The 20118-nt window shown below is 64.5% G+C and carries 21 protein-coding genes; 6 read left to right on the top strand and 15 right to left on the bottom strand.

What is annotated here, in order from left to right:
- Positions 1-1560 (top strand): SGNH family hydrolase (locus tag IVB32_RS27790; RefSeq protein ID WP_247411984.1); only part of this gene is annotated, 1560 nt, incomplete at its 5' end.
- 174 nt (positions 1561-1734) lie between these two features.
- On the opposite strand, the gene IVB32_RS27785 is transcribed toward IVB32_RS27790, so the two are convergent.
- Positions 1735-2103, bottom strand: coding sequence for a CsbD family protein (locus tag IVB32_RS27785; protein WP_018454632.1), 369 nt, complete (start codon positions 2101-2103; stop codon positions 1735-1737).
- A 73-nt stretch (positions 2104-2176) separates the two neighbouring features.
- The gene (locus IVB32_RS27780) at positions 2177-2914 is read right to left on the bottom strand and encodes an SDR family oxidoreductase (protein ID WP_018454633.1); all 738 of its coding nucleotides are present in this window, start codon (positions 2912-2914) and stop codon (positions 2177-2179) included.
- Positions 2915-3013: 99 nt separating this feature from the next.
- On the opposite strand from IVB32_RS27780, the gene IVB32_RS27775 reads away from it, so the two are divergent.
- Both IVB32_RS27775 and IVB32_RS27770 read left to right on the top strand, forming a co-directional pair.
- Complete coding sequence (locus tag IVB32_RS27775; protein WP_018454634.1) at positions 3014-3793, top strand: SDR family NAD(P)-dependent oxidoreductase; 780 nt, start codon at positions 3014-3016, stop codon at positions 3791-3793.
- A 201-nt stretch (positions 3794-3994) separates the two neighbouring features.
- A complete protein-coding gene (locus IVB32_RS27770; RefSeq protein WP_018454635.1) occupies positions 3995-4882 on the top strand; it encodes a TauD/TfdA family dioxygenase in 888 nt (295 codons plus the stop codon).
- Between the two features lie 157 nt (positions 4883-5039).
- Here the strand turns inward: IVB32_RS27770 and IVB32_RS27765 are convergent, their stop codons facing one another.
- Positions 5040-5684: a YqgE/AlgH family protein gene (locus IVB32_RS27765; RefSeq protein WP_018454636.1), complete on the bottom strand. Its 645-nt coding sequence runs from the start codon at positions 5682-5684 to the stop codon at positions 5040-5042.
- 142 nt (positions 5685-5826) lie between these two features.
- Between IVB32_RS27765 and IVB32_RS27760 the strand changes: the two genes are divergently transcribed.
- The 3 genes from IVB32_RS27760 (at position 5827) to IVB32_RS27750 (ending at position 9183) form a co-directional block, all read left to right on the top strand.
- Positions 5827-6666, top strand: a complete 840-nt coding sequence (locus IVB32_RS27760; RefSeq protein WP_018454637.1) for a protein-disulfide reductase DsbD domain-containing protein — start codon at positions 5827-5829, stop codon at positions 6664-6666.
- Between the two features lie 138 nt (positions 6667-6804).
- Positions 6805-8163: a flippase gene (locus tag IVB32_RS27755; RefSeq protein ID WP_018454638.1), complete on the top strand. Its 1359-nt coding sequence runs from the start codon at positions 6805-6807 to the stop codon at positions 8161-8163.
- A gap of 195 nt (positions 8164-8358) precedes the next feature.
- Entirely contained in the window at positions 8359-9183 is an 825-nt protein-coding gene (locus tag IVB32_RS27750; protein WP_018454639.1) for a sulfite exporter TauE/SafE family protein, read from the top strand.
- Between the two features lie 47 nt (positions 9184-9230).
- Here IVB32_RS27750 and IVB32_RS27745 read toward each other — a convergent pair whose 3' ends face one another.
- From IVB32_RS27745 to cysG, 12 genes are all read right to left on the bottom strand, one after another.
- Positions 9231-10019 carry a 3-hydroxybutyrate dehydrogenase gene (locus tag IVB32_RS27745; RefSeq protein ID WP_247369358.1) on the bottom strand — a complete coding sequence of 263 codons (789 nt, stop codon included), beginning with the start codon at positions 10017-10019 and terminating at the stop codon, positions 9231-9233.
- A gap of 1 nt (position 10020) precedes the next feature.
- Positions 10021-11196 (bottom strand): patatin-like phospholipase family protein, encoded by a 1176-nt coding sequence (locus IVB32_RS27740; protein WP_018454641.1) that lies wholly within the window; start codon positions 11194-11196, stop codon positions 10021-10023.
- Between the two features lie 78 nt (positions 11197-11274).
- Positions 11275-11778 carry a CAP domain-containing protein gene (locus tag IVB32_RS27735; protein ID WP_026232777.1) on the bottom strand — a complete coding sequence of 168 codons (504 nt, stop codon included), beginning with the start codon at positions 11776-11778 and terminating at the stop codon, positions 11275-11277.
- Positions 11779-11868: 90 nt separating this feature from the next.
- Positions 11869-12906 (bottom strand): sulfate ABC transporter ATP-binding protein, encoded by a 1038-nt coding sequence (locus IVB32_RS27730; RefSeq protein ID WP_026232778.1) that lies wholly within the window; start codon positions 12904-12906, stop codon positions 11869-11871.
- Positions 12896-13807 (bottom strand): sulfate ABC transporter permease subunit CysW, encoded by a 912-nt coding sequence (gene cysW / locus IVB32_RS27725; RefSeq protein WP_018454644.1) that lies wholly within the window; start codon positions 13805-13807, stop codon positions 12896-12898. Before cysW ends, IVB32_RS27730 begins: the two co-directional genes overlap by 11 nt.
- 10 nt (positions 13808-13817) lie before the next feature.
- Positions 13818-14654 (bottom strand): sulfate ABC transporter permease subunit CysT, encoded by an 837-nt coding sequence (cysT, locus tag IVB32_RS27720; protein ID WP_083926373.1) that lies wholly within the window; start codon positions 14652-14654, stop codon positions 13818-13820.
- A 36-nt stretch (positions 14655-14690) separates the two neighbouring features.
- On the bottom strand, positions 14691-15704 hold the full coding sequence (locus IVB32_RS27715; RefSeq protein ID WP_276017414.1) for a sulfate ABC transporter substrate-binding protein: 1014 nt from the start codon (positions 15702-15704) through the stop codon (positions 14691-14693).
- 108 nt (positions 15705-15812) lie between these two features.
- Positions 15813-16544 carry a phosphoadenylyl-sulfate reductase gene (locus tag IVB32_RS27710; RefSeq protein WP_018454647.1) on the bottom strand — a complete coding sequence of 244 codons (732 nt, stop codon included), beginning with the start codon at positions 16542-16544 and terminating at the stop codon, positions 15813-15815.
- The gene (locus tag IVB32_RS27705; protein WP_018454648.1) at positions 16541-17056 is read right to left on the bottom strand and encodes a DUF934 domain-containing protein; all 516 of its coding nucleotides are present in this window, start codon (positions 17054-17056) and stop codon (positions 16541-16543) included. Before IVB32_RS27705 ends, IVB32_RS27710 begins: the two co-directional genes overlap by 4 nt.
- A complete protein-coding gene (locus IVB32_RS27700; RefSeq protein WP_247411980.1) occupies positions 17043-18698 on the bottom strand; it encodes a nitrite/sulfite reductase in 1656 nt (551 codons plus the stop codon). The genes IVB32_RS27705 and IVB32_RS27700 overlap by 14 nt, the downstream gene beginning before the upstream one ends.
- Before the next feature lie 11 nt (positions 18699-18709).
- On the bottom strand, positions 18710-19027 hold the full coding sequence (locus tag IVB32_RS27695) for a DUF2849 domain-containing protein (RefSeq protein ID WP_007599842.1): 318 nt from the start codon (positions 19025-19027) through the stop codon (positions 18710-18712).
- Positions 19024-20118, bottom strand: a 1095-nt coding sequence (cysG, locus tag IVB32_RS27690; protein ID WP_247411978.1) for a siroheme synthase CysG, incomplete at its 5' end; no start/stop codon positions are given. The genes IVB32_RS27695 and cysG, both read right to left, overlap by 4 nt.

Here is a 20118-nt window from a genome sequence, read left to right as displayed (position 1 = left end):
GGCGGCCCGCCGCAGCGCTCGGCTCCGCCGCCGCCGCGCAACGGCGGAGGCGGAGGCGGCGGATGGTTCGGCGGCGACTTCTTCGCGCCGTTCCAGCAGCAACAGCCGCAAGCGCCGCGCCAGGATTTTTCGCGCGCACCGGCGCCGGCCAAGCGCGACACCATTCCCGACAGGAACGTGCTGGTGATCGGCGACGCCATGGCTGACTGGCTCGCCTACGGCCTGGAGGACGCCTACACCGAGCAGCCCGACATGGGCGTGATCCGCAAGCACAAGACCACGTCGGGCCTAATCAAGTACCAGCCCAAGGGCGAGCCCTCGGACTGGACCGCTGCTGCGAAAGGCATTCTCGAGACCGAGAAGCCCGACGTGATCGTGGTGATGCTCGGCCTCAACGACCGCATCGCGATCCGCGAGGCGGCAGCACCCGATAAATCGGACAAGGCGACGGACAAGGACAAGAAGAACGACAAGGGCGCGCGCGGCAAACCACCGGCCAAGCCTGGCGATGCCAAGCCCGCCGACACCGCCGCGAAGCCGGATGACAAGCCGGCCGATGCCGACCTGCCGCAGGATGATGCCGACAACGCTGACGCACCGGCGGTCGCCGCGCCCGAGAAGACCGCGCGCAACCCGAACGGCCTCTACGAATTCCGCGACGAGCGCTGGGTCGAGCTCTACGGCAAGAAGATCGAGGAGCTCGCCAACGTCCTCAAGTCCAAGGGCGTGCCGGTGCTCTGGGTCGGCCTGCCCGCCATCCGTGGCCCCAAGGGCACCGCGGACATGCTGTTCCTGGATTCGCTCTATCGCGAAGGCGCGGCCAAGGCCGGCATCACCTATGTCGACGTCTGGGACGGCTTTGTCGACGAAGCCGGCCGCTTCTTGCAGAAGGGCCCGGACTTCGAAGGCCAGATCCGTCAGCTCCGCAGCGGTGACGGCGTCTATTTCACGAAACCCGGCGCGCGCAAGCTCGCCCACTATGTCGAGCGCGAGATCACCCGCCTGCTCGCCGGGCGCTCCGGCCCGATCGCGCTGCCGAGCGAACCGGCGACCCCCGACACCAGTGCCGAACCCGGCAAGCCCGCGCCGCGGCCGCTGGCCGGTCCGATCGTGCCGCTGGTTGCGGCCTCGATCTCGACCGATCAATTGCTGGGTGGGCCGGGCTCACGTCCTGCCGCCGTCGATGCGCTCGCTGCGAAGACGATGGTGAAGGGCGAGCCACTGGCTGCGCCCGCCGGCCGCGCCGACGATTATGCCTGGCCGCGCCGCGAAGTCGGCCGCGAGCAGGCCAAGGGCGATACGCCGGTCGCCACGACGACACCCGATGGCGGTACGCCGGGTGCGGCCGCGGCGATCGCCCCGCCAAAGCTTGCGCCGAAGAAGCCACCGGCGCCGCAGCAACCGGCACAGGCAGCGCCATCGATGCGCGATTTCTTCGGCTTTGGCTCGCCGCCGCCCCCGCCGCGTCAATTGGCGCCGGCGCCGCGCAATCCGAATCCCAACCCTGCGATCCCGCGTCCGCCTGGCAACGTCGGGCGATCGGCGGAAGTGTTCCGATAATTTTCTAAGCTGAGCTCTCGTGTCCCGGACGCGCTGCAGCGGGAAACGCTGCTGCGCAGAGCCGGGACCCAGCTCGTCCGACAGTCACAAAAAGAATGGGCCCCGGCTCGGCAACGCGGCGTACGCGCCGCGCTGCGTCCGGGGCCCTGATGCTTATCGCGCGTTGGCTTTAGCCTAGTAGCGCCAGCGCGGCGGCGGGCGGCGCGAAGGCCGCGCCATCAGCAGTGCCAGTGCAAAGCCGATGCCGCCGGCGACCAGCAGCGCGCCCATCGGGTTGTCCTGCACCTTCTGGGCAATCGCCTGCGAGCCGTCACGCAAGGTTTCGGCCGGCTTGTCGTAGGCGTCCTTGGCATAGCTTGCCGCGGTGTCCGTGGCGTCACGTACGGCATCCTTGGCCTGGCCGTAAAGATTCTGCACACTGCCGGCGGCTTCGCGTGCCTTGCCGGACGCCTGTGTCTGCGTATCGCTAGCCAAATCTCCGATAGCGCCTTCCGCGCGTCCGGCGAATTCCTTGGCCGATCCGACAATCCGATCCTTATCCATGATGCTCCTCCTCGGGGGTCAGCCCAAGTAACCGATCAGGAGCGGCGCAGTTCCATCTGACTTGAAATTGGACTCAGAGAATCAGCCCGCCGTCGACGACCAATGTCTGGCCGATGATGTAGGACGACAGCGGCGATGCCAGGAACAGCGCCGCGCCCGCCATGTCAGCCGGGGTGCCCAATCGCCGCAGCGGAATGCGTGAAAGTGCACCTTCGAGCCGCTTGGGATTGTCGGTCGTCACCTTCGTCATCTTGGTGTCGACCAGACCGGGCGCGATGCCGTTGACGCGGATGTCATCTTCGGCCCAGGCCTCGCCCAGCGTCCGCGTTAGTCCGACCGCGCCGGTCTTCGACGCGTTGTAAGCGGGATTGCCCATGGTGGAATGATAGGCCGCGGTCGAGGACACCATAATCAGCGATCCCCGCGCGTCCCGCAACATGGGATGGAAGCGCGTGGCGCAGGCCATCAGGCTCATCAAATTGACCTCGACGACCTTGCGAAAGCCCGCCATCTCGAACTCGCCGCGGCGATAGAGCACCGCGCCCTGTGCGAGCACCAGGATATCGAGCCGATCGAACGACGGCTTGAACGCTTCGACCGCTCCGGCATTGCCGACGTCGAGCTGCGCATAGGAAAGACCGGTGAGATCCGAGCCTTCAGCTTGCGAATATTCCTTCGCGTGAGCACGCGTGCCGCAGACCGCAACCTGCGCGCCCCTGACGCGAAAGGCTTGCGCAATGCCGTTGCCGATGCCGCTGGATCCGCCGACAACCAGCACCTGCTTGCCTGAGAAATCGAGCTCGTTCGTCATCGCTGGCCTCCCTCATTGTCTTGCTTGTTTGACCTGTCTGCGGATCGATGACAGCCTTGTCAATCACAACAAGAACAAGCAGGGCTCAGAGGAAACAGCATGGCCGATTTCAAACAACTCAGCCGGTCCGTGAAGGGCCTGACCGTTCTCGTTACCGGCGCGGCCAGCGGCATGGGACGCGCGACGGCGCGCGTGTTTGCCACTGAGGGCGCGAACGTTGCCGTCACCGATTATGACGAGCAGGGCGCGCTGGCCGTCGCGAAGGAGATCGTGGCAAGCGGCGGCGCCGCGAAAGCCTGGAAGCTCGACGTTGCCGACGGCGATAAGATCAAGCGCGTGGTCGGCGACGTCGCTGCACATTTCGGTGGACTCGACATCATCGTCAACAATGCCGGCATCTCCGTGCGCGTCGCGATCGACGACGACGCCTATGAGGAAGCCTGGGCCAAGGGCCTCGCGGTGATGCTGACGGCGCATCCGCGCATCATCCGCGCCGCGCTGCCTCACTTGCGCAAGTCGAAGAGCCCGCGCATCGTCAACATCGCCTCGACCGAGGCGCTCGGCGCCACCGCATTGCACGGCCCCTATTCGGCGGCGAAGGGCGGCGTCGCCAGCCTCACCCGCTCGCTCGCGGTGGAGCTTGGCCGCGAGGGCATCACCGTCAACTGCATTTGCCCGGGGCCGATCCGCACCGCCATCACCGACCGGATCTCGGAAGAGCACAAGACCATCTACGCCAAGCGCCGCACGGCACTCGGCCGCTACGGTGATCCGGAAGAGGTCGCGCACATGACGCTGAGCCTGTGCCTGCCGGCAGCGTCCTTCCTCACCGGCGCGGTCATCCCTGTCGACGGCGGCCTGATGGCGCGCAACGCGTAAGCGGCACCAAAGGTGCGTAGCCTGGATGGAGCGCAGCGCAATCCGGGGTTCTCACATCGCAGGAAGACTCCCCGGATTACGCTTCGCTCCATCCGGGCTACGGGCAGCTATGCGCGCCCAGCGTTGACATCGCTTGTTACGGGAGTAACTTTTTCCTCGACAGAGCGGGACCAACCGCTCGCGGTTCGCGGGAGAAACGTCATGACGATCGCCATCCGGCAGCTTCACAAACATTTTGTCGGCGAGGTCTCGGGCCTCGACCTGCGGCAACCTCTCACCGAGGCCGAGGCGCGCGAGATCGAAGCCGCCATGGACAAATATGCAGTGCTGGTGTTCCACGACCAGGACATCACCGACGAACAGCAGATGGCCTTTGCGCTAAACTTCGGCCAGCGCGAGGACGCGCGCGGCGGCACGGTCACGAAGGAGAAGGACTACCGGCTCCAATCGGGCCTGAACGACGTTTCCAATCTCGGCAAGGACGGCAAGCCGCTGGCAAAGGACAGCCGCGCGCACCTGTTCAACCTCGGCAATTGCTTGTGGCATTCCGACAGCTCGTTCCGCCCTATCCCGGCAAAATTCTCGCTGCTGTCGGCCCGCGTGCTCAACCCGAAGGGCGGCAATACCGAATTCGCCGACATGCGGGCGGCCTATGACGCGCTCGACGACGAGACCAAGGCGGAGATCGAGGATCTCGTCTGCGAGCACTCGCTGATGTATTCGCGGGGATCGCTGGGCTTCACAGAATACACCGACGAGGAGAAGGAGATGTTCAAGCCGGTGATGCAACGTCTCGTGCGCACCCACCCGGTCCATCGCCGCAAGTCGCTCTATCTCTCATCGCATGCCGGCAAGATTGTCGGCATGAGCGTCCCCGAGGGAAGGCTGCTGCTGCGCGATCTCAACGAGCACGCCACACAAAGCGAGTTCGTCTACGTCCACAAATGGAAGCTGCATGACCTCGTGATGTGGGACAACCGCCAGACCATGCACCGCGTCCGCCGCTACGACCAGTCGCAGCCCCGTGACATGCGCCGCGCGACGGTGGCGGGCACGGAGCCAACGGTGCAGCAGCAGGCGGCGGAGTAGTTCTCCAGTCGTCCTGGACCAGCGAGCGAAGCAGCGCCGATCCAGGACCCATTACCACCGATGTCCAGTTCGGCGAAGGCTGGTGGTTGCCAGCCTGCTTCAACAATTGCAGCCTGGGGTAATGGGTCCTGACCTTCGCCAGGACGACACTGAGGCGCTACGCGTGCCCCGCCTCGTTCGAGAGCATGCCAGGATCGATGCCGATCTTACGCAGCGCGCGTCCGTATTTTTCGTCGACGTCGTCGCCGAAGATCAAATCCGAATCCGCGTCGCAATGCAGCCAGCCATTGCTCTGGATCTCGGTCTCGAGCTGGCCCGGCGCCCAGCCGGCATAGCCGAGCGCCAGGATGGCGTGCTTGGGGCCGGAGCCGTTGGCGATCGCGCGCAGGATGTCGACGGTCGCGGTGAGGCAGACGCCGTCGTCGATCCGGAGCGTCGCATTCTCGATGTAGAAATCGCTGGAATGCAGCACGAAGCCGCGGCCGGTATCGACCGGACCGCCGCGCAGCACCTTCATGCTTTCGGCATTCTCCGGCAGCTTGATGTGCTCGCCCTTGTTGATGATGCCGAGCTGCTGCAACAGCTCGGGGAAGTCGATGCTGCCGGCCGGATGGTTGACGATGATGCCCATCGCGCCTTCGGCGGAGTGGGCGCAGAGATAGATCACCGAGCGCTCGAAGCGCTCGTCGCCCATCACGGGCATGGCGATCAACAGCTGGCCGTCGAGGTAGCCCGCCGAACTCGGGAGCGCGGGGGCTGGCTTGCGGGTGCTTTCGCCCGTCCTCTTGCCTGTGGGAGCCATCGGTGAAGCACTCCGGTTTCAATTCCTATCCTGATGTCGGGCCGGGCCGCTGTCAAATCAAGGCTTTCAGGGACTTGATTCAAGTGCATCCATCACAAGCAATTCAATGGTTTGCCGCCGGGCGACCCTGTAAAGACGTACCATGCTGACAAGAGTTCCCCGGCGTGCGGCGATTGGCGTCGCGACAACCCTGCTCGCGTCCTCGCTGGCGCTTGCGGCCCATGCCGACGACGCATCGCCGTGGCAGCGCGACGGACATTCCGCGGTGCGGTTGCTGGCAGGATCGCGCAGCGGCGCCGTCCTGCTCGGCGGTATCGCCTTCCAGATCCAGCCCGGCTGGAAAACCTATTGGCGCATGCCGGGCGATTCCGGCGTTCCGCCGCGCTTCGATTTCTCGAAGTCCGACAATGTCGAAGCGGTGACGGTGATGTGGCCGGCCCCGCAGAAATTCGACGACGGCGCGGGCGGCCATTCGATCGGCTATCACGACCAGATCGTGCTGCCCCTGCGCATCATCGCCAAGGCGGCCGACAAGCCGGTGACGTTGCGCGCCGAGATCAATTATGCGGTGTGCGAAAAGCTTTGCATTCCCGTCGAGGCCCGCGCCGAGCTTGGCTTCAACAGCGTCGCCTCGACCGAGGACGCCAATTTGCGTGCAGCGCTCGACACCGTGCCCAAACCTGCCGCCATCGGCGATCCCAATCCGCTCACCATCCGCGACGTGAAGCGTGATGGGCCCAAGAATGTGGTGGTCGACGTGGTCGTTCCGGATGCGCGCACCGTCAGTCTGTTCGTGGAAGGTCCGACGCCCGATTGGGCGCTGCCCATCCCGGCGCCGGTCGAGCCCAGCCCACCGGGCGTGAAGCGATTTTCTTTCGAACTCGACGGCCTGCCGCCGGGCGCCCAGCCCGGCGGCGCAGCGCTGAAGTTCACGCTGGTCGGACCGGAGAAGTCGTACGAGTTCAATACCAATCTGGAGTGAGTGGTCGTCCTGGCGTTCGCCCGGACGACATCTTTGATCCAACCGAATCTTAACGAATGGTTGCTAATCCCCAGGGCTACTGCGGCAAGTCTGCCGCAGCATTCGTGTGCGCCTCGGGGATCCTTCGAATTGGCCGTGATGGATGCAGAACCCGCAACGACCGGACCTGCCGGCCTCATCGCGCGGCTGCGCGACAAATTGACGGGCGGGTCGAGCGAAGCGTCGCTGACGCGGCGGCTGGCAGGCACCATCTTCCTCATCCGCGTGATCAGCGCCGGCCTTGCATATTTCTCGCAGGTCCTGCTCGCGCGCTGGATGGGGACGTCGGACTACGGCGTCTATGTCTATGTCTGGACCTGGGTGCTGCTGCTCGGCAGCATGATGGACTTTGGCATCTCGGCCTCCGCGCAAAAGATCATTCCGGAATACCGCAGCCGTGGCGAGCATGCGCTGCTGCGCGGCTTTCTCTCGGGCAGCCGCTGGCTGACCTTTTGCGCCTCCACGCTGGTCTCGCTCGGCCTCGCGGGCATCGTCAAATTGCTCTCGCCCTGGATCGATCCCGCCGAAGTGCTGCCGCTCTACATCGGCTGCATGACGCTGCCCGCTTTCGTCGTCGCCAACACCCAGGACGGCATCGCCCGTTCGCATGACTGGATGCAACTCGGCCTGATGCCGCAATTCATCATCCGCCAGACACTAATCATCGGCATCACGGCTTGCGCCTTCCTGCTCGGCTATCATCTCGGCGCGGTTGCCGCGATGATCGCGAGCGCAGGCGCGGTGTGGATCGCGATGACCGGGCAGATGGTGGTGCTGAACCGCAAGCTCGCCGATCACATCGAGGCGGGCCCCAAGGCCTACGACGTCGGCGGCTGGCTCGCCGTGTCGCTGCCGATCCTGCTGGTCGAAAGCTTCTATTTGCTGCTGTCCTATACCGACGTGCTGGTGCTTCAGCAATTCCGCCCCTCCGACGAGGTCGGCGTCTATTTCGCCGTGGTGAAGACGCTGGCGCTGGTCTCCTTCATCCACTACGCGATGTCGGCGACGACCGCGCATCGCTTCGCCGAATACAACGCGGCTGGCGACAAGGCGCGGCTGTCGGCTTACGTGGCGCATGCCATCAACTGGACGTTCTGGCCGTCGCTGGCGGCGACCATCGTGCTGCTCGCGCTCGGCAAGCCCCTGCTCTGGCTGTTCGGGCCGCAATTCGTGATCGGCTACGACATCATGTTCGTCGCCGCGATTGGCCTCGTGGTCCGTGCCGCGATCGGCCCGGTCGAACGGCTGCTCAACATGCTCGGCCAGCAGAAGATCTGCGCGCTGGCCTATGCGCTGGCCTTTGCGATGAACCTGGTGCTCTGCATCGCGTTGGTGCCGCGCTTCGGCGGCCATGGCGCGGCGGCCGCGACCTCGATCTCGCTCAGTTTCGAGACGGTGCTGCTGTTCTGGATCGTGCGACAGCGGCTCGGCCTGCACGTGCTGGCGTTTGGGAAATAGACTTCCGACTGCCTTCGCGTGCTGCTCTCGGGGAACGGCTGCTTCGAAGCATGCCCGGGAACAACGCGAAACACCTATTTATTGCCAAGGGCACAGCACGATTTTTCTTATTTGGCCCAAGCGGTTGCACCGCAGGGAAAGTTTATTCTACGTCGTATTGCCCAACTGACGAGATAAACCTAAGATTCCCTGGACATGATCGATCCACTCTACGTCGCCTCTGGTTTCGGCGTCGGCCTGCTGGTCGGGATGACCGGCGTCGGCGGCGGTTCGCTGATGACGCCGCTGCTGATCCTCCTGTTCGGGATTCATCCATCGACCGCGGTCGGCACCGACCTGCTCTATGCTGCCGCCACCAAGACCGGCGGCAGCGTGGTGCATGGCTGGTCGCGCAGCGTGCACTGGCCGGCGGTGCTGCGGCTCGCCTGCGGCAGCCTTCCGGCGAGCGCGCTGACGCTGCTGGTGCTCTGGAAGCTCGACCTCAAGAGCGATTCCGAGCGCAATCTCGTCAACCTCGTGCTCTGCTTCGCGCTGCTGCTGACAGCGACCTCGCTGATCTTCCGCAGATCGATCATGGAGCGCTATCGCCGGCGCCTGGAGCAGGTCGATGACCGCGCCACGGCGATCGCGACGGTCGTCACCGGGATCGTGCTCGGTGTGCTGGTCTCGATTTCATCGGTCGGCGCCGGCGCGGTCGGCGTCACCGTTCTGCTGCTGCTCTATCCGCGCCTGCCGGTGGCGACCATCGTCGGGTCCGACATCGCCCATGCGGTACCGCTGACGCTGATCGCCGGAATGGGGCACTGGGCGCTTGGCGACGTGGATTGGGCGCTGATGGGCGTGCTGCTGTTGGGCTCGCTGCCCGGCATCGTCGTCGGCAGCTTTAGCGCGACGCGCGTGCCCGAGACGGTGCTGCGCCTCACACTCGCCAGCGTGCTGTTCGTGGTCGCCGGCAAGATCATGTTCGCGGAGCTGCACCTGTCCTCGGCATTCGAGACGGCGCTGGCCTGGACGCACTGAACGAAAATGGCGGAGCTCGGCTTCCGCCATTCGCCAGCGATCGCGGTCTACTCCGCGGTCCAGCCGCCGTCGATCGACAGATTCGTGCCGGTGATCTGCGCGGCATCGTCGCCGCACAGGAACAGCGCGAGGGCTGCGACCTGCTCGGAGGTGACGAACTCCTTGGTCGGCTGCGCGTCGAGCAGCACGTCGTTGATGACCTGTTCGCGCGTGAGGTTACGGGCCTTCATGGTGTCGGGGATCTGCTTCTCCACCAGCGGCGTCCAGACATAGCCGGGGCTGATGCAGTTGCAGGTGATCTTGCTGGTCGCGACCTCGAGCGCCACGGTCTTGGTCAGGCCGGCGATGCCGTGCTTGGCCGAGACATAGGCCGACTTGAAGGGCGAGGCGACCAGCGAATGCGCGGAAGCGGTATTGATGATGCGGCCCCAGCCCTTCTTCTTCATGCCCGGGACGGCGGCGCGAATGGCATGGAACGCCGAGGACAGGTTGATCGCGATGATCTGATCCCATTTCTCCGGCGGGAATTCCTCGATCGGCGAGACGAACTGGATGCCCGCATTGTTGACGAGAATATCGACCGAACCAAAGCTCTTCTCGCCGAGCGCGACCATCCCGGCGACCTCGGCCGGCTTGGTCATGTCGGCCGGCGAATAGACCGCCTTCACGCCGAAATCGGACTCGATCTTGGCGCGCTCCTTCTCGATGTCCTCCGGCGAGCCGAACCCGTTGATGACGACATTGGCGCCGGCGGCGGCGAAGGCGCGCGCATAGGCAAGTCCGATGCCGCTGGTCGACCCGGTCACGACGGCGTTCTTGCCTGACAGACTACCCATATTATTCGCTCCTTCTTGGCGGGGGCGCAGTGACGTCCCCCGTGAGATCGTAGGTCACCATGGTCTCGCCGGATTGCGGCCGCTCGAGCCAATCCTTGTGGCGCATCGACAGATGCACGTCACGCACGCCGGCTTCCCAATGCTCGACCATGGCGACATGCGAGAAATCGTAATCCTTGGACGAGGATTCGTAGTTCTTGCTGCGGTAGATCAGGTGCACCACAGTCACGGTGCTTTCGCGCGATACCTTGGCAAGGAATTCCACGGAAGGGTCGTTCTTGAGATAATCGGGCAATTTGGAAATCAGGTCGCGCACGGCCCTGCGGGCGTTGTGCACCTGCTTGTTCTTGTCGGTGTTCATCCGCGTGCGGCTCGAGAAGCGGATGTCCTTCTCGCGCTCGGTCGCCTCGAGTAGCGAGGTCGGCAGATCGCCGCGGGCGCTGAACAGGTCGATCTGGAAGATCAGGAGATCGCGGTCGGTCTCGGCGTCCAGCACGTAGTCGAGCGGCGTGTTGGAGGCAATGCCGCCGTCCCAATAATGCTCGCCGTCGATCACGATGGACGGAAAGCCGGGCGGCAGCGCGCCGGAGGCCATGATGTGCTCGGGTCCGATTTTCTTGCCGAGCTTCCTGAACTCGAAATTGTCGAAATATTTGAAGTTGCCGGAGGTAACGCCGACTGCACCGACCGACAGCCGCGTCTTCAGATCGTTGATGCGGTCGAAATCGACCAGACGCTCCAACGTCTTCTTCAGGGGTGCAGTATCGTAATAGCTCTCGGCCTGGGGGCTGCCGGGCGGCCAGAGCGGCGCGGGCGGCATGCGCGGAACGAAGAAGCCGGGCACGCCGAAGGTCGCGATCAATGCGGCGCTGGTCGAATTGAACAGTTCGCGGCTGTGCTCGCTTTTGCCGATCGGCTTCCACGGCACCGGCGCGGAGACCATCTCCCAGAATTCCTTGAGCCGCTTGACGCGCGTCTGCCCTTCGTTACCGGCGATGATCGCGGCGTTGACCGCGCCGATCGAGATGCCGGCGACCCAGTCCGGCTCGAAGCCGGCATGGCAGAGCGACTGATAGGCGCCGGCCTGATAGGAGCCGAGCGCGCCGCCGCCCTGGAGGACCAGGACACGTTGCGCGTTCGCGGGGATAGTTGCGACTTCCGGGCTATGATCGGTCATGCGGGAACAGTAGCAGATGGCGAGCGACCGTGGCGACAGTCTGCCGCGGCGTCAATGCATCCCGTGATCAAGTCTGGCTTATCGGGAGTCCGTCGAGGCCAGGATCATGGTCCAGAACACCTTGTATTTGGTGCCGGGAGCATAGCCCGCCGCAATGCCCAATTTTGTGACACCGCTCTTGAGCATGTTCGCGCGGTGCGGGGGCGAGTCGCGCCAGCCGGAAAACGCTTCCGCCAGCGTATGATAGCCGGCCGAGACGTTCTCGACCGCAACGGTCGCCGGATAGCCGCCGGCGCTGAGGCGCTTGGCCAGCGGCGCGCGGACGTCATGGTCCATCTTGTTGGCGGCAGCCATGGCCTGGGACTGAGATTCGGCGAGCCGCATCAGTTCGGGGTCGATCACGAGGGTGCCGAGCCCGTTGTTCTGGCGGTATTGCGAGATCATGATCGCTGCGGCCTGCGCGTCGAGCTTTGCGCCCGGGACAGCCATATCGGCATACATCGAGGGCTGCTGGACCGATGCTTCGTTGCCGGCGCAGCCGGCGAGCAGCAAAAGGATTGATATCGCGGCCGCGACGCGCATGAACAGGAGCCCCCAAATCAGGCGCCGTTGTTGCATACCAACCGTGGCTGAAAGGTGAATATTGAGGAAAAATTGACCGGTTGACCCCGCTCAGGCGCCCCCAAATATCCGGTAGCGGCGGGGCTCCAGGCCGATCGTGTCGCCGGCGCGCAGTTCCCTGTCCCGCGGAGCGTCGATCTCGATGGTCTCTCCGCCTGATAATGCCACCTCGGCCCGCTGCACGGGACCGAAATTCCGGACGTGCTGCACGGCGCCCTCGAAGGCACCGCTGCCGGGCGGGCCAACGAGCATGTCGTGCCGCCGCACGAACAGTCTTGACGCGCCAGGCGCAAGCCCATCTGCCGCGAGCTGAAGCGGCCGGTCGCCAAGCCTGATGACGCCGTCGGCGATCAGGACCGGAAGCTCGATGGATTCGCCGATGAAGCTGTGGACGAAGGCGGTCGCCGGGCTCTCATAGACGTCATCGGGCGAGCCGATCTGCTCGATCTTGCCCTTGTCCATCACCACGACGCGGTTGGCGACTTCGAGCGCCTCCTCCTGGTCATGGGTGACGAAGATCGAGGTGACGTTGATCTCGTGGTGCAGCGAGCGCAGCCATTTACGCAGCTCCTTGCGCACCTTGGCATCAAGCGCACCGAAGGGTTCGTCGAGCAGCAGGATACGTGGCTCGATCGCGAGCGCGCGGGCCAGCGCGATGCGCTGGCGCTGGCCGCCGGAGAGCTGGCTCGGGTAGCGGTCGGCGAGCCAATCGAGCTGCACGAGATCGAGTAGCTCCTTGACGCGCGCACGGATGGTCGCTTCGTCCTTGCGGATCGCGCGCGGCTGCACGCGGAGGCCAAAGGCGACGTTCTCGAACACCGTCATGTGGCGGAACAGCGCGTAGTGCTGGAATACGAATCCGACGTGCCGCTCGCGCGCGCCCTGCGCCAGCGCGTCCTCGCCGTTGAAAGATACCTCCCCGGAATCGGGCCAGTCCAGCCCCGCGATGATCCGCAGCAGCGTGGTCTTGCCGGAGCCAGACGGACCGAGCAGCGCGAGCAGCTCGCCGTCATTGACCTTGAGGTCGACGCCGTCGAGAGCTTTGAAGCTGCCGAACTTCTTGACGAGATTCCTGACTTCAATGCTCACTTGCGTCATGTCCTTCGTCGAGATGATTTTCGAGAACGGTTTTCGCGACCAGCGTGATCAGCGCCAGCATCGCGAGCAGCGAGGCGATCGCGAACGCCGCGACGAACTGATATTCATTGTAGAGAATCTCGACCAGGAGCGGCATCGTGTTGGTCTCGCCGCGGATATGGCCGGAAACGACGGAGACCGCGCCAAACTCGCCCATCGCGCGCGCGTTGCAGAGCAGGACGCCGTACAGCACGCCCCATTTGATATTGGGCAGCGTGACGCGGAAGAAGGTCTGCAGGCCCGAGGCGCCGAGCGAGATCGCGGCCTCCTCCTCCTGCGTGCCCTGCTCCTGCATCAGCGGGATCAACGCCCGCGCCACGAAGGGGAAGGTCACGAAGGTGGTCGCAAGCGCGATGCCCGACACCGCGAACAGGATCTGGATGTCGTGATCGCGCAGCCAGCCGCCGAAATAGCCCTGCGCGCCGAACAGCAGCACGAAGACGAGGCCCGAAATCACCGGGCTGACCGAGAACGGCAAATCGATCAGCGTGATCAGGAAGGTCTTGCCCGAGAATTCGAATTTTGCAATCGCCCAAGCCGCGACCAGGCCGAAGACGAGATTGAGGCCGACGGAAATTGCAGCAACCAACAGCGTCAACTTGATCGCGGACAGCGCCTCCGGGTCGGTCAGCGCGGCGAAATAAGCGCCAATTCCCTTCGAGAAGGCCTGCGCGAACACCACGACCAGCGGCAACACGACGAAGACTGATAGAAAGGTCATCGCCAGCGCGATGATGACGATGCGGACCGCGCGCGGTTCGGTGCGAAGGTTGTTCCGCGCGGCGGCTGCGTACGCGCGTGCCTTGGCGTCGGAGGCCGGGAGTGGGACGGAATCTGCGATCTGCATCGTCATGGCCCCGTCCTCACCGCACCGGAATCCGGCTCTGCGCCCAGCGCTGGAGCCGGTTGACCGCGAAGATAATGACGAAGGACACGACCAGCATGACAACCGCGATGGCGGTCGCATCGGCATAGCGGAATTCGGAGAGCCGGATCACGATCAGCAGCGGCGCGATCTCGGAGACGTTGGGCAGATTGCCGGCGATGAAGATCACCGAGCCGTATTCGCCGACCGCACGCGCGAAGGCGAGCGCGAGTCCGGTGAGCAGCGCCGGACCGAGCGAGGGCAGGATCACGCGAATGATGGTCTGCCAGCGGCTCGCGCCAAGGCTGCCCGCGGCCTCCTCGATCTCTGGGTCGAGATCCTGGAGCACCGGCTGCACCGTGCGCACCACGAACGGGATACCGATGAAGATCATGGCGACGAAGATGCCGACCGGCGTGAACGCCACCTTGATGCCGGCCGCCGCAAGCGGCGCGCCGAGCCAGCCCTTCTCGGCGAACAACGCGGTCAGCGCGACGCCGGCAACCGCCGTAGGTAGCGCGAACGGCACGTCGACGATGGCATCGAACAGCCGCCGACCGGGGAAGCGGTAGCGCACCAGCGCCCAGACGATGATGCTGCCCATCACCAGATTGACGCAGGCGGCTGCGAAGGCGAGTCCGAAGGACACGCGCAACGCATTCAGGGTGCGGCGGCTGGAGAGGATGTTCCAAAACTGCTCGGGACTCAGCTCGACCGATTTCAGGAACAGGCCGGCGAGCGGAATCAGGATGATGATCGACAGCCAGGATAGCGTCAGCCCCATGGTGAGACCGAAGCCCGGCAATGTCCGGCGTCGTGCTGCGATTGCGCTCACCAGGCCCCCTGTTTAAGCCCCGCCGACAGCGCCCGATCAGTTCTTGTAGATCTGATCGAAGACGCCGCCGTCGGCAAAATGTTCCCTCTGCGCCTTGGTCCAGCCGCCGAAAAGTTCGTCGATCGTGAACAGCTCGACCTTCGCGAAGGAGTTTTCATGTTTTTTGGCGATCTCGGGATCGCGCGGACGATAGAAGTTGCGCGCCGCGATTTCCTGACCTTCCTTGGTGTACCAATATTGCAGGTAGGCATCGGCGACACTACGGGTGCCTTTTTTATCGGCAACCTTATCGACGATCGTCACCGGCGGTTCCGCCAAGATCGAGAGCGGCGGCGCCACGATCTCGAATTTCTCCGGACCGAATTCCTTGAGCGCCAGGTACGCCTCGTTTTCCCAGGCGAGCAGCACGTCGCCGACGCCGCGCTCGACGAAGGTCACGGTCGCGCCGCGCGCACCGGTGTCGAGCACCGGCACCTGCTGATAGAGCTTTCCGATGAAATCCTTGGCCTTGTCCGCCGAGCCGTATTTCTTCTGCGCAAAGCCCCAGGCGGCCAGATAATTCCAGCGCGCGCCGCCTGACGTCTTCGGGTTCGGCGTGATCACGGCGACGCCGAGCTCGAGCAGATCGTCCCAGTCCTTGATGGCCTTGGGATTGCCCTTGCGGACCAGGAACACAATGGTCGAGGTATAGGGCGACGAGTTTTGCGGCAACCGTTTCTGCCAGTCGGCCGTCGTGAGGCCTTTGCCCGCGATGGCGTCGATGTCGTAGGCGAGCGCAAGCGTCACCACGTCGGCCTGCAATCCGTCGATCACGGCGCGCGCCTGCGAACCGCTGCCCCCATGCGACTGCTTGATCTCGACGCTCTTGCCGGTTTCCTTCTGATAGGCACTCGCGAACGCCTTGTTGAACTCGACATAGAGCTCGCGCGTCGGATCGTACGAGACGTTCAGCAGAGTGATGTCAGCGGCAAGAGCCGCGCTTGCCAACAAGCCTGTCACGAGCAGTCCTGCCGCGAGCGGAACGATACGACGCATCATGTCCATCTCCATTCACATCAATGACGTCGGCGTCATCGATGGCAGGCATAACTCGGGGCGAAACGCGCTTAAGTCAACGGAACCGGATTTTCTTGTTCGTAGCCGGGCAGCGTAACTTTGCTACGAAGTCTTCATCGTGTGGATGCCGCATTCCGTCTTGGCCCGGCCACGCCAGCGACCGGCACGCTCATCCTCGCCTTCGGCCGTTCTGCTCGTGCAAGGCATACACCCAACCGATAGAAATCCCGACGCGACCAGGGGATGACGCGGCAATTTGGCGCGGGCGAAAATCGCCTCGAGTTCCTCCCGCGAGACATTGGCGAAGGGATTGAACTTCAACCGCGTACCGTCGTCCTCGACCACCGGGATGTCGGCGCGCGAGTTGCCCTGGAAGCGCTTGCGGCCGTTGAGCCATGCATCGAACGGTTTCAGCGCCCGCGCCAGCGGCTCGACCTTGCGGATACGGCAGCAAGCGTCGGGATCGGAAAACCAGAGGTCGCGGTCGGGATCTCCGCGCGACAGCGTCTCCTCGGCAGGCTTGATCGAGCGGACGTCCTTCAGGCCCAGCGTCGCGATCAGCGTATCACGATAGGCCAGCGTCTCCTCGAACAGCCAGCCGGTGTCGAGGAAGATCACCGGGATCGCCGGATCGACATCCGCCATCACCTTGAGCAGCGTCGCCGATTCCGTACCGAAGGACGACACCAGCGCAAGCTTGTCGCGCCCGACCGTCTTCAGCGCAGCGGCGATGATTTCGGCGGGCGAGGCATCGCGCAAGGCGCGATCGAGGTCCTCCGCCGAGGGCAGCGCCGAGGCGGAGATTGCCGAAATTGGAGACGCGATTGCATTCACGTGCCGACACCCTCGGAATGACGCAGCTGCATGCGCCGGTGCAGCGCCGTGATGCGGCCATCGCCGGTGGGCTGGTAGAAGACCGAATAGCGCTTCGCGGTCTGCATGAACGCTTCCGCGTCGGCCTGCTTCTTGACGTCGAAGGAATCGAAGCCAGCGCGCAGCATGAACACGAACTGGTCCCGCAGGATCTGGCCCGTCGCACGCAACTCGCCGCGGTAATTGTAACGCTCGCGCAGCAGCCGCGCCTGGCTGTAGGCGCGTCCGTCGCGGAAGGTTGGGAACACCAGCGCGACGACGGCAATCTTGCCGAGATAGGGCACCAGCTCGGCGATGTCGCGATTGTTCGGCCAGATCACACCGACCTTGCCGGTCCGCTTGAGCAACGCATCCGCCTCGCCAACGAAACGCTCGGCCGGCACCAGAATGTCGCCGCCCTCGGGCAGCGGCGTGTCGACGGCGAGCTTGACGAAGCTGTCGTCGGCGATCTTTCCGCCGTTAACGAGTGGCATAAACGCGCTCCTTGAAGGGTTCGACGCCGAGGCGTTTTACCGTGTCCATGAACAGCTCTTCGGGCCGCTCGCGCAGCGCCAGATAGGCTTCCACGATGTCCTCGACGACGTCGGCGACCTCGTCGAACTTGACGCCGGGGCCGATCAGATTGCCGAGTGCGGCACTCTCGTCGGCGCGCCCGCCGATGGTGATCTGGTAGACCTCCTCGCCGTTCTTCTCGACGCCGAGAATGCCGATATGACCGACATGGTGATGGCCGCAGGCGTTGATGCAGCCGGAGATGTTGATGTGCAACCGGCCGATCAGATTGGCCAGCTCATGATTGGCGAAGCGCCGCGTCAGTTCCTGCGCGATCGGGATCGAGCGCGCATTGGCCAGCGAGCAATAGTCGAGACCCGGGCAGGCGATGATGTCAGTGATCAGATTGACGTTCGGCGTCGCCAGCCCGAGCTTGTCGAGCGCCTTCCACAGCGCCGGCAAGTCACGCTTGGCGACATGCAGCAGAGCGAGGTTCTGCTCGTGGCCGACGCGGATCTCACCGAAGGAGTATTCGTCGGCGAGATCGGCGAGCGCATCCATCTGCTCGGCGGTGGCATCGCCCGGAGGCGCGCCGATCGGCTTCAGCGAGATCGTGACGATGGAATAGCCCTGGGCCTTGTGCGGGGCCACCGAGTTCTTGCGCCATGCCTCGAAATCGGGATCGGCCGCGGCCTGGCGCAGCTCGTCCGGCATGTGCGGCAGCTTCTCGTAGGCAGGATAGGTGAAGCGCGAGCGGATGTCCTCGACCACCTCGTCGTCGATCTGGAGCGAGGAGTTGCGGATGTGCTGCCACTCCTCCTCGACCTCGCGCGAGAACTTCTCGATGCCGAGCTCGTGCACCAGGATCTTGATGCGCGCCTTGTAGATGTTGTCGCGGCGGCCGTACTGGTTGTAGACGCGCAGAATCGCCTCGATGTAGCTGAGAATGTCGCGGCCGTGGACGAAATGCTTGATGGTCTTGCCGATGAACGGCGTGCGTCCGAGCCCGCCACCGACCAGCACCTCAAAGCCGGTCTCGCCCTTCTCGTTCTTGATCAGCTTCAGCCCGATGTCGTGGATCTTGATCGCGGCCCGGTCGTGGTCCGACGCGGTGATCGCGATCTTGAACTTGCGCGGCAGGAACGAGAATTCCGGATGCAACGTGGTGTGCTGGCGGATCAGCTCCGACCAGATGCGGGGATCCTCGATCTCGCCGGGCGCGACGCCGGCCCACTGATCCGAGGTGACGTTGCGCATGTTGTTGCCGGAGGTCTGCATCGCATGGATGCCGACCTCGGCGAGATCGGCCAGCGCATCCGGCAATTCGGCGAGCTTGATCCAGTTGAACTGGATGTTCTGCCGCGTCGTGAAATGGCCGTAGCCACGGTCGTATTTGCGCGCGACGTGGGCGAGCGCCCGCAGCTGGTTCGACGCCAGCGTCCCGTAGGGGATCGCGACGCGGAACATATAGGCGTGCAGTTGCAGATAGACGCCGTTCTGCAGCCGCAGGATCTTGAACTCGTCCTCGGTGAGCTCGCCGGAGAGGCGGCGCTTCACCTGGTCGCGGAATTCCGAGACGCGCTCGTTGACGAGCGTGCGGTCGATTTCATCGTAAGCATACATAAGAAAGCGCCTTAAACCTGAACCGGCTGTCCGATGGTCACGCCGGTGCGGCGGATCTGTTCGCGCAGATTTCCGGGTTCGACCTTGCCGTCTGCACCGACCTGTACCGGCGCGATATAGGGGCCGATCGCGCCGACGTCATCGGCAACGGATTCCGCAAGCAACGCCTTCGCCTCGTCGGAGTTGCGCACGATCGCGGCTTCCGACAGGTCCGCGGACCAGCTCTTGGCGGCGGTGCGGTAAACCACGATGCCGTCCCAGGTGCGGTTGGCGGTCACGACCGAGGGGCCGGCGATCTTGATCTTCTTCTGTTCAAGCGGGGAGGTCATTCGGCTGCATCCAATAGGTCAGAGATGATTTGCTTTGGGGTTTGGCGGCGAAGCGAGCCGGCATGCCGGACCACATCGCCGATGATGAGAATGGCGGGACCGCCGTTGGTCCGGCGGACCAGTTCGGGCAGATCGCGCAGCGTGCCGATCTCGCCTTGCGCATCGGGACGCGTGACGCGGGCGAATACGCCGACCGGCGTCTCCGGCGAACGGCCGGCGGCCAAGAGGCCGGCGCGTATGGCCGGCGCAGCCGTCATGCCCATGTAGACCACGACGGTCATCCTGGCGTCGGTCAGCGTCGACCAGTCCACGACTTCTGCGTCGCGCGCCTTGTGCGCGGTGAGGAAGGTGATGCGCGTTGCTTCGTGACGATAGGTGAGCGGCACCTCGAAATCGGCGGCGCCGCCGAGACCTGCGGTGATGCCGGGAACGATCGAATAGGCAAGGCCGGCGGCACGAAGTGCTTCGACTTCTTCGCCGCCGCGGCCGAACACGAAGGGATCGCCGCCCTTCAGCCGCACCACACGCTGGCCGGATTGCGCGGCCTCGATCATGCGCTTGTTGATGGCGTCCTGCCCGATGCCGGGCTTGCCGACGCGGCGGCCGACCGGCACGCGCGTGGTGTCACGGCGGATGCGGTCGAGAATTTCAGGCGAGACCAGCTCGTCATGGAAGACGATGTCGGCATCCTGGAGCGCGCGCAACGCCTTGATGGTGAGCAAATCCGGATCGCCAGGCCCGGCGCCGACCAGCGCGACGGATCCTTCCGGCTTGTCGGCCCGCGCGAACGCGGATGGATCTGAAATCGCCTTGAGCGCTGCGTCCGCCTCGCCTTTGCGGCCGGCCAATACGGCGGCACCGATCGGGCCGTCGATGACGCGCTCCCAGAAGCGGCGGCGCAGCGGAAACTCGGCAATACGTTCGTTGATGGATTTGCGGAAGCCGCCGATGAACTCGGCGAGCTCGCCGATGCGCGCCGGCAGCAGCGCCTCGATCTTCTCGCGCACGCGCCGCGCCACCACCGGCGACGTGCCGCCAGTGCCGACGGCGACCACGACATCGCCGCGATCGACGATCGCCGGAAAGATGAA

Origin of the sequence: Bradyrhizobium sp. 23, assembly GCF_023073295.1 — a bacterium.
Lineage (GTDB): Bacteria > Pseudomonadota > Alphaproteobacteria > Rhizobiales > Xanthobacteraceae > Bradyrhizobium > Bradyrhizobium canariense_D.
Note: the sequence above shows the minus strand (reverse complement) of the source record. Positions and strands in the feature narration are given on the sequence as shown.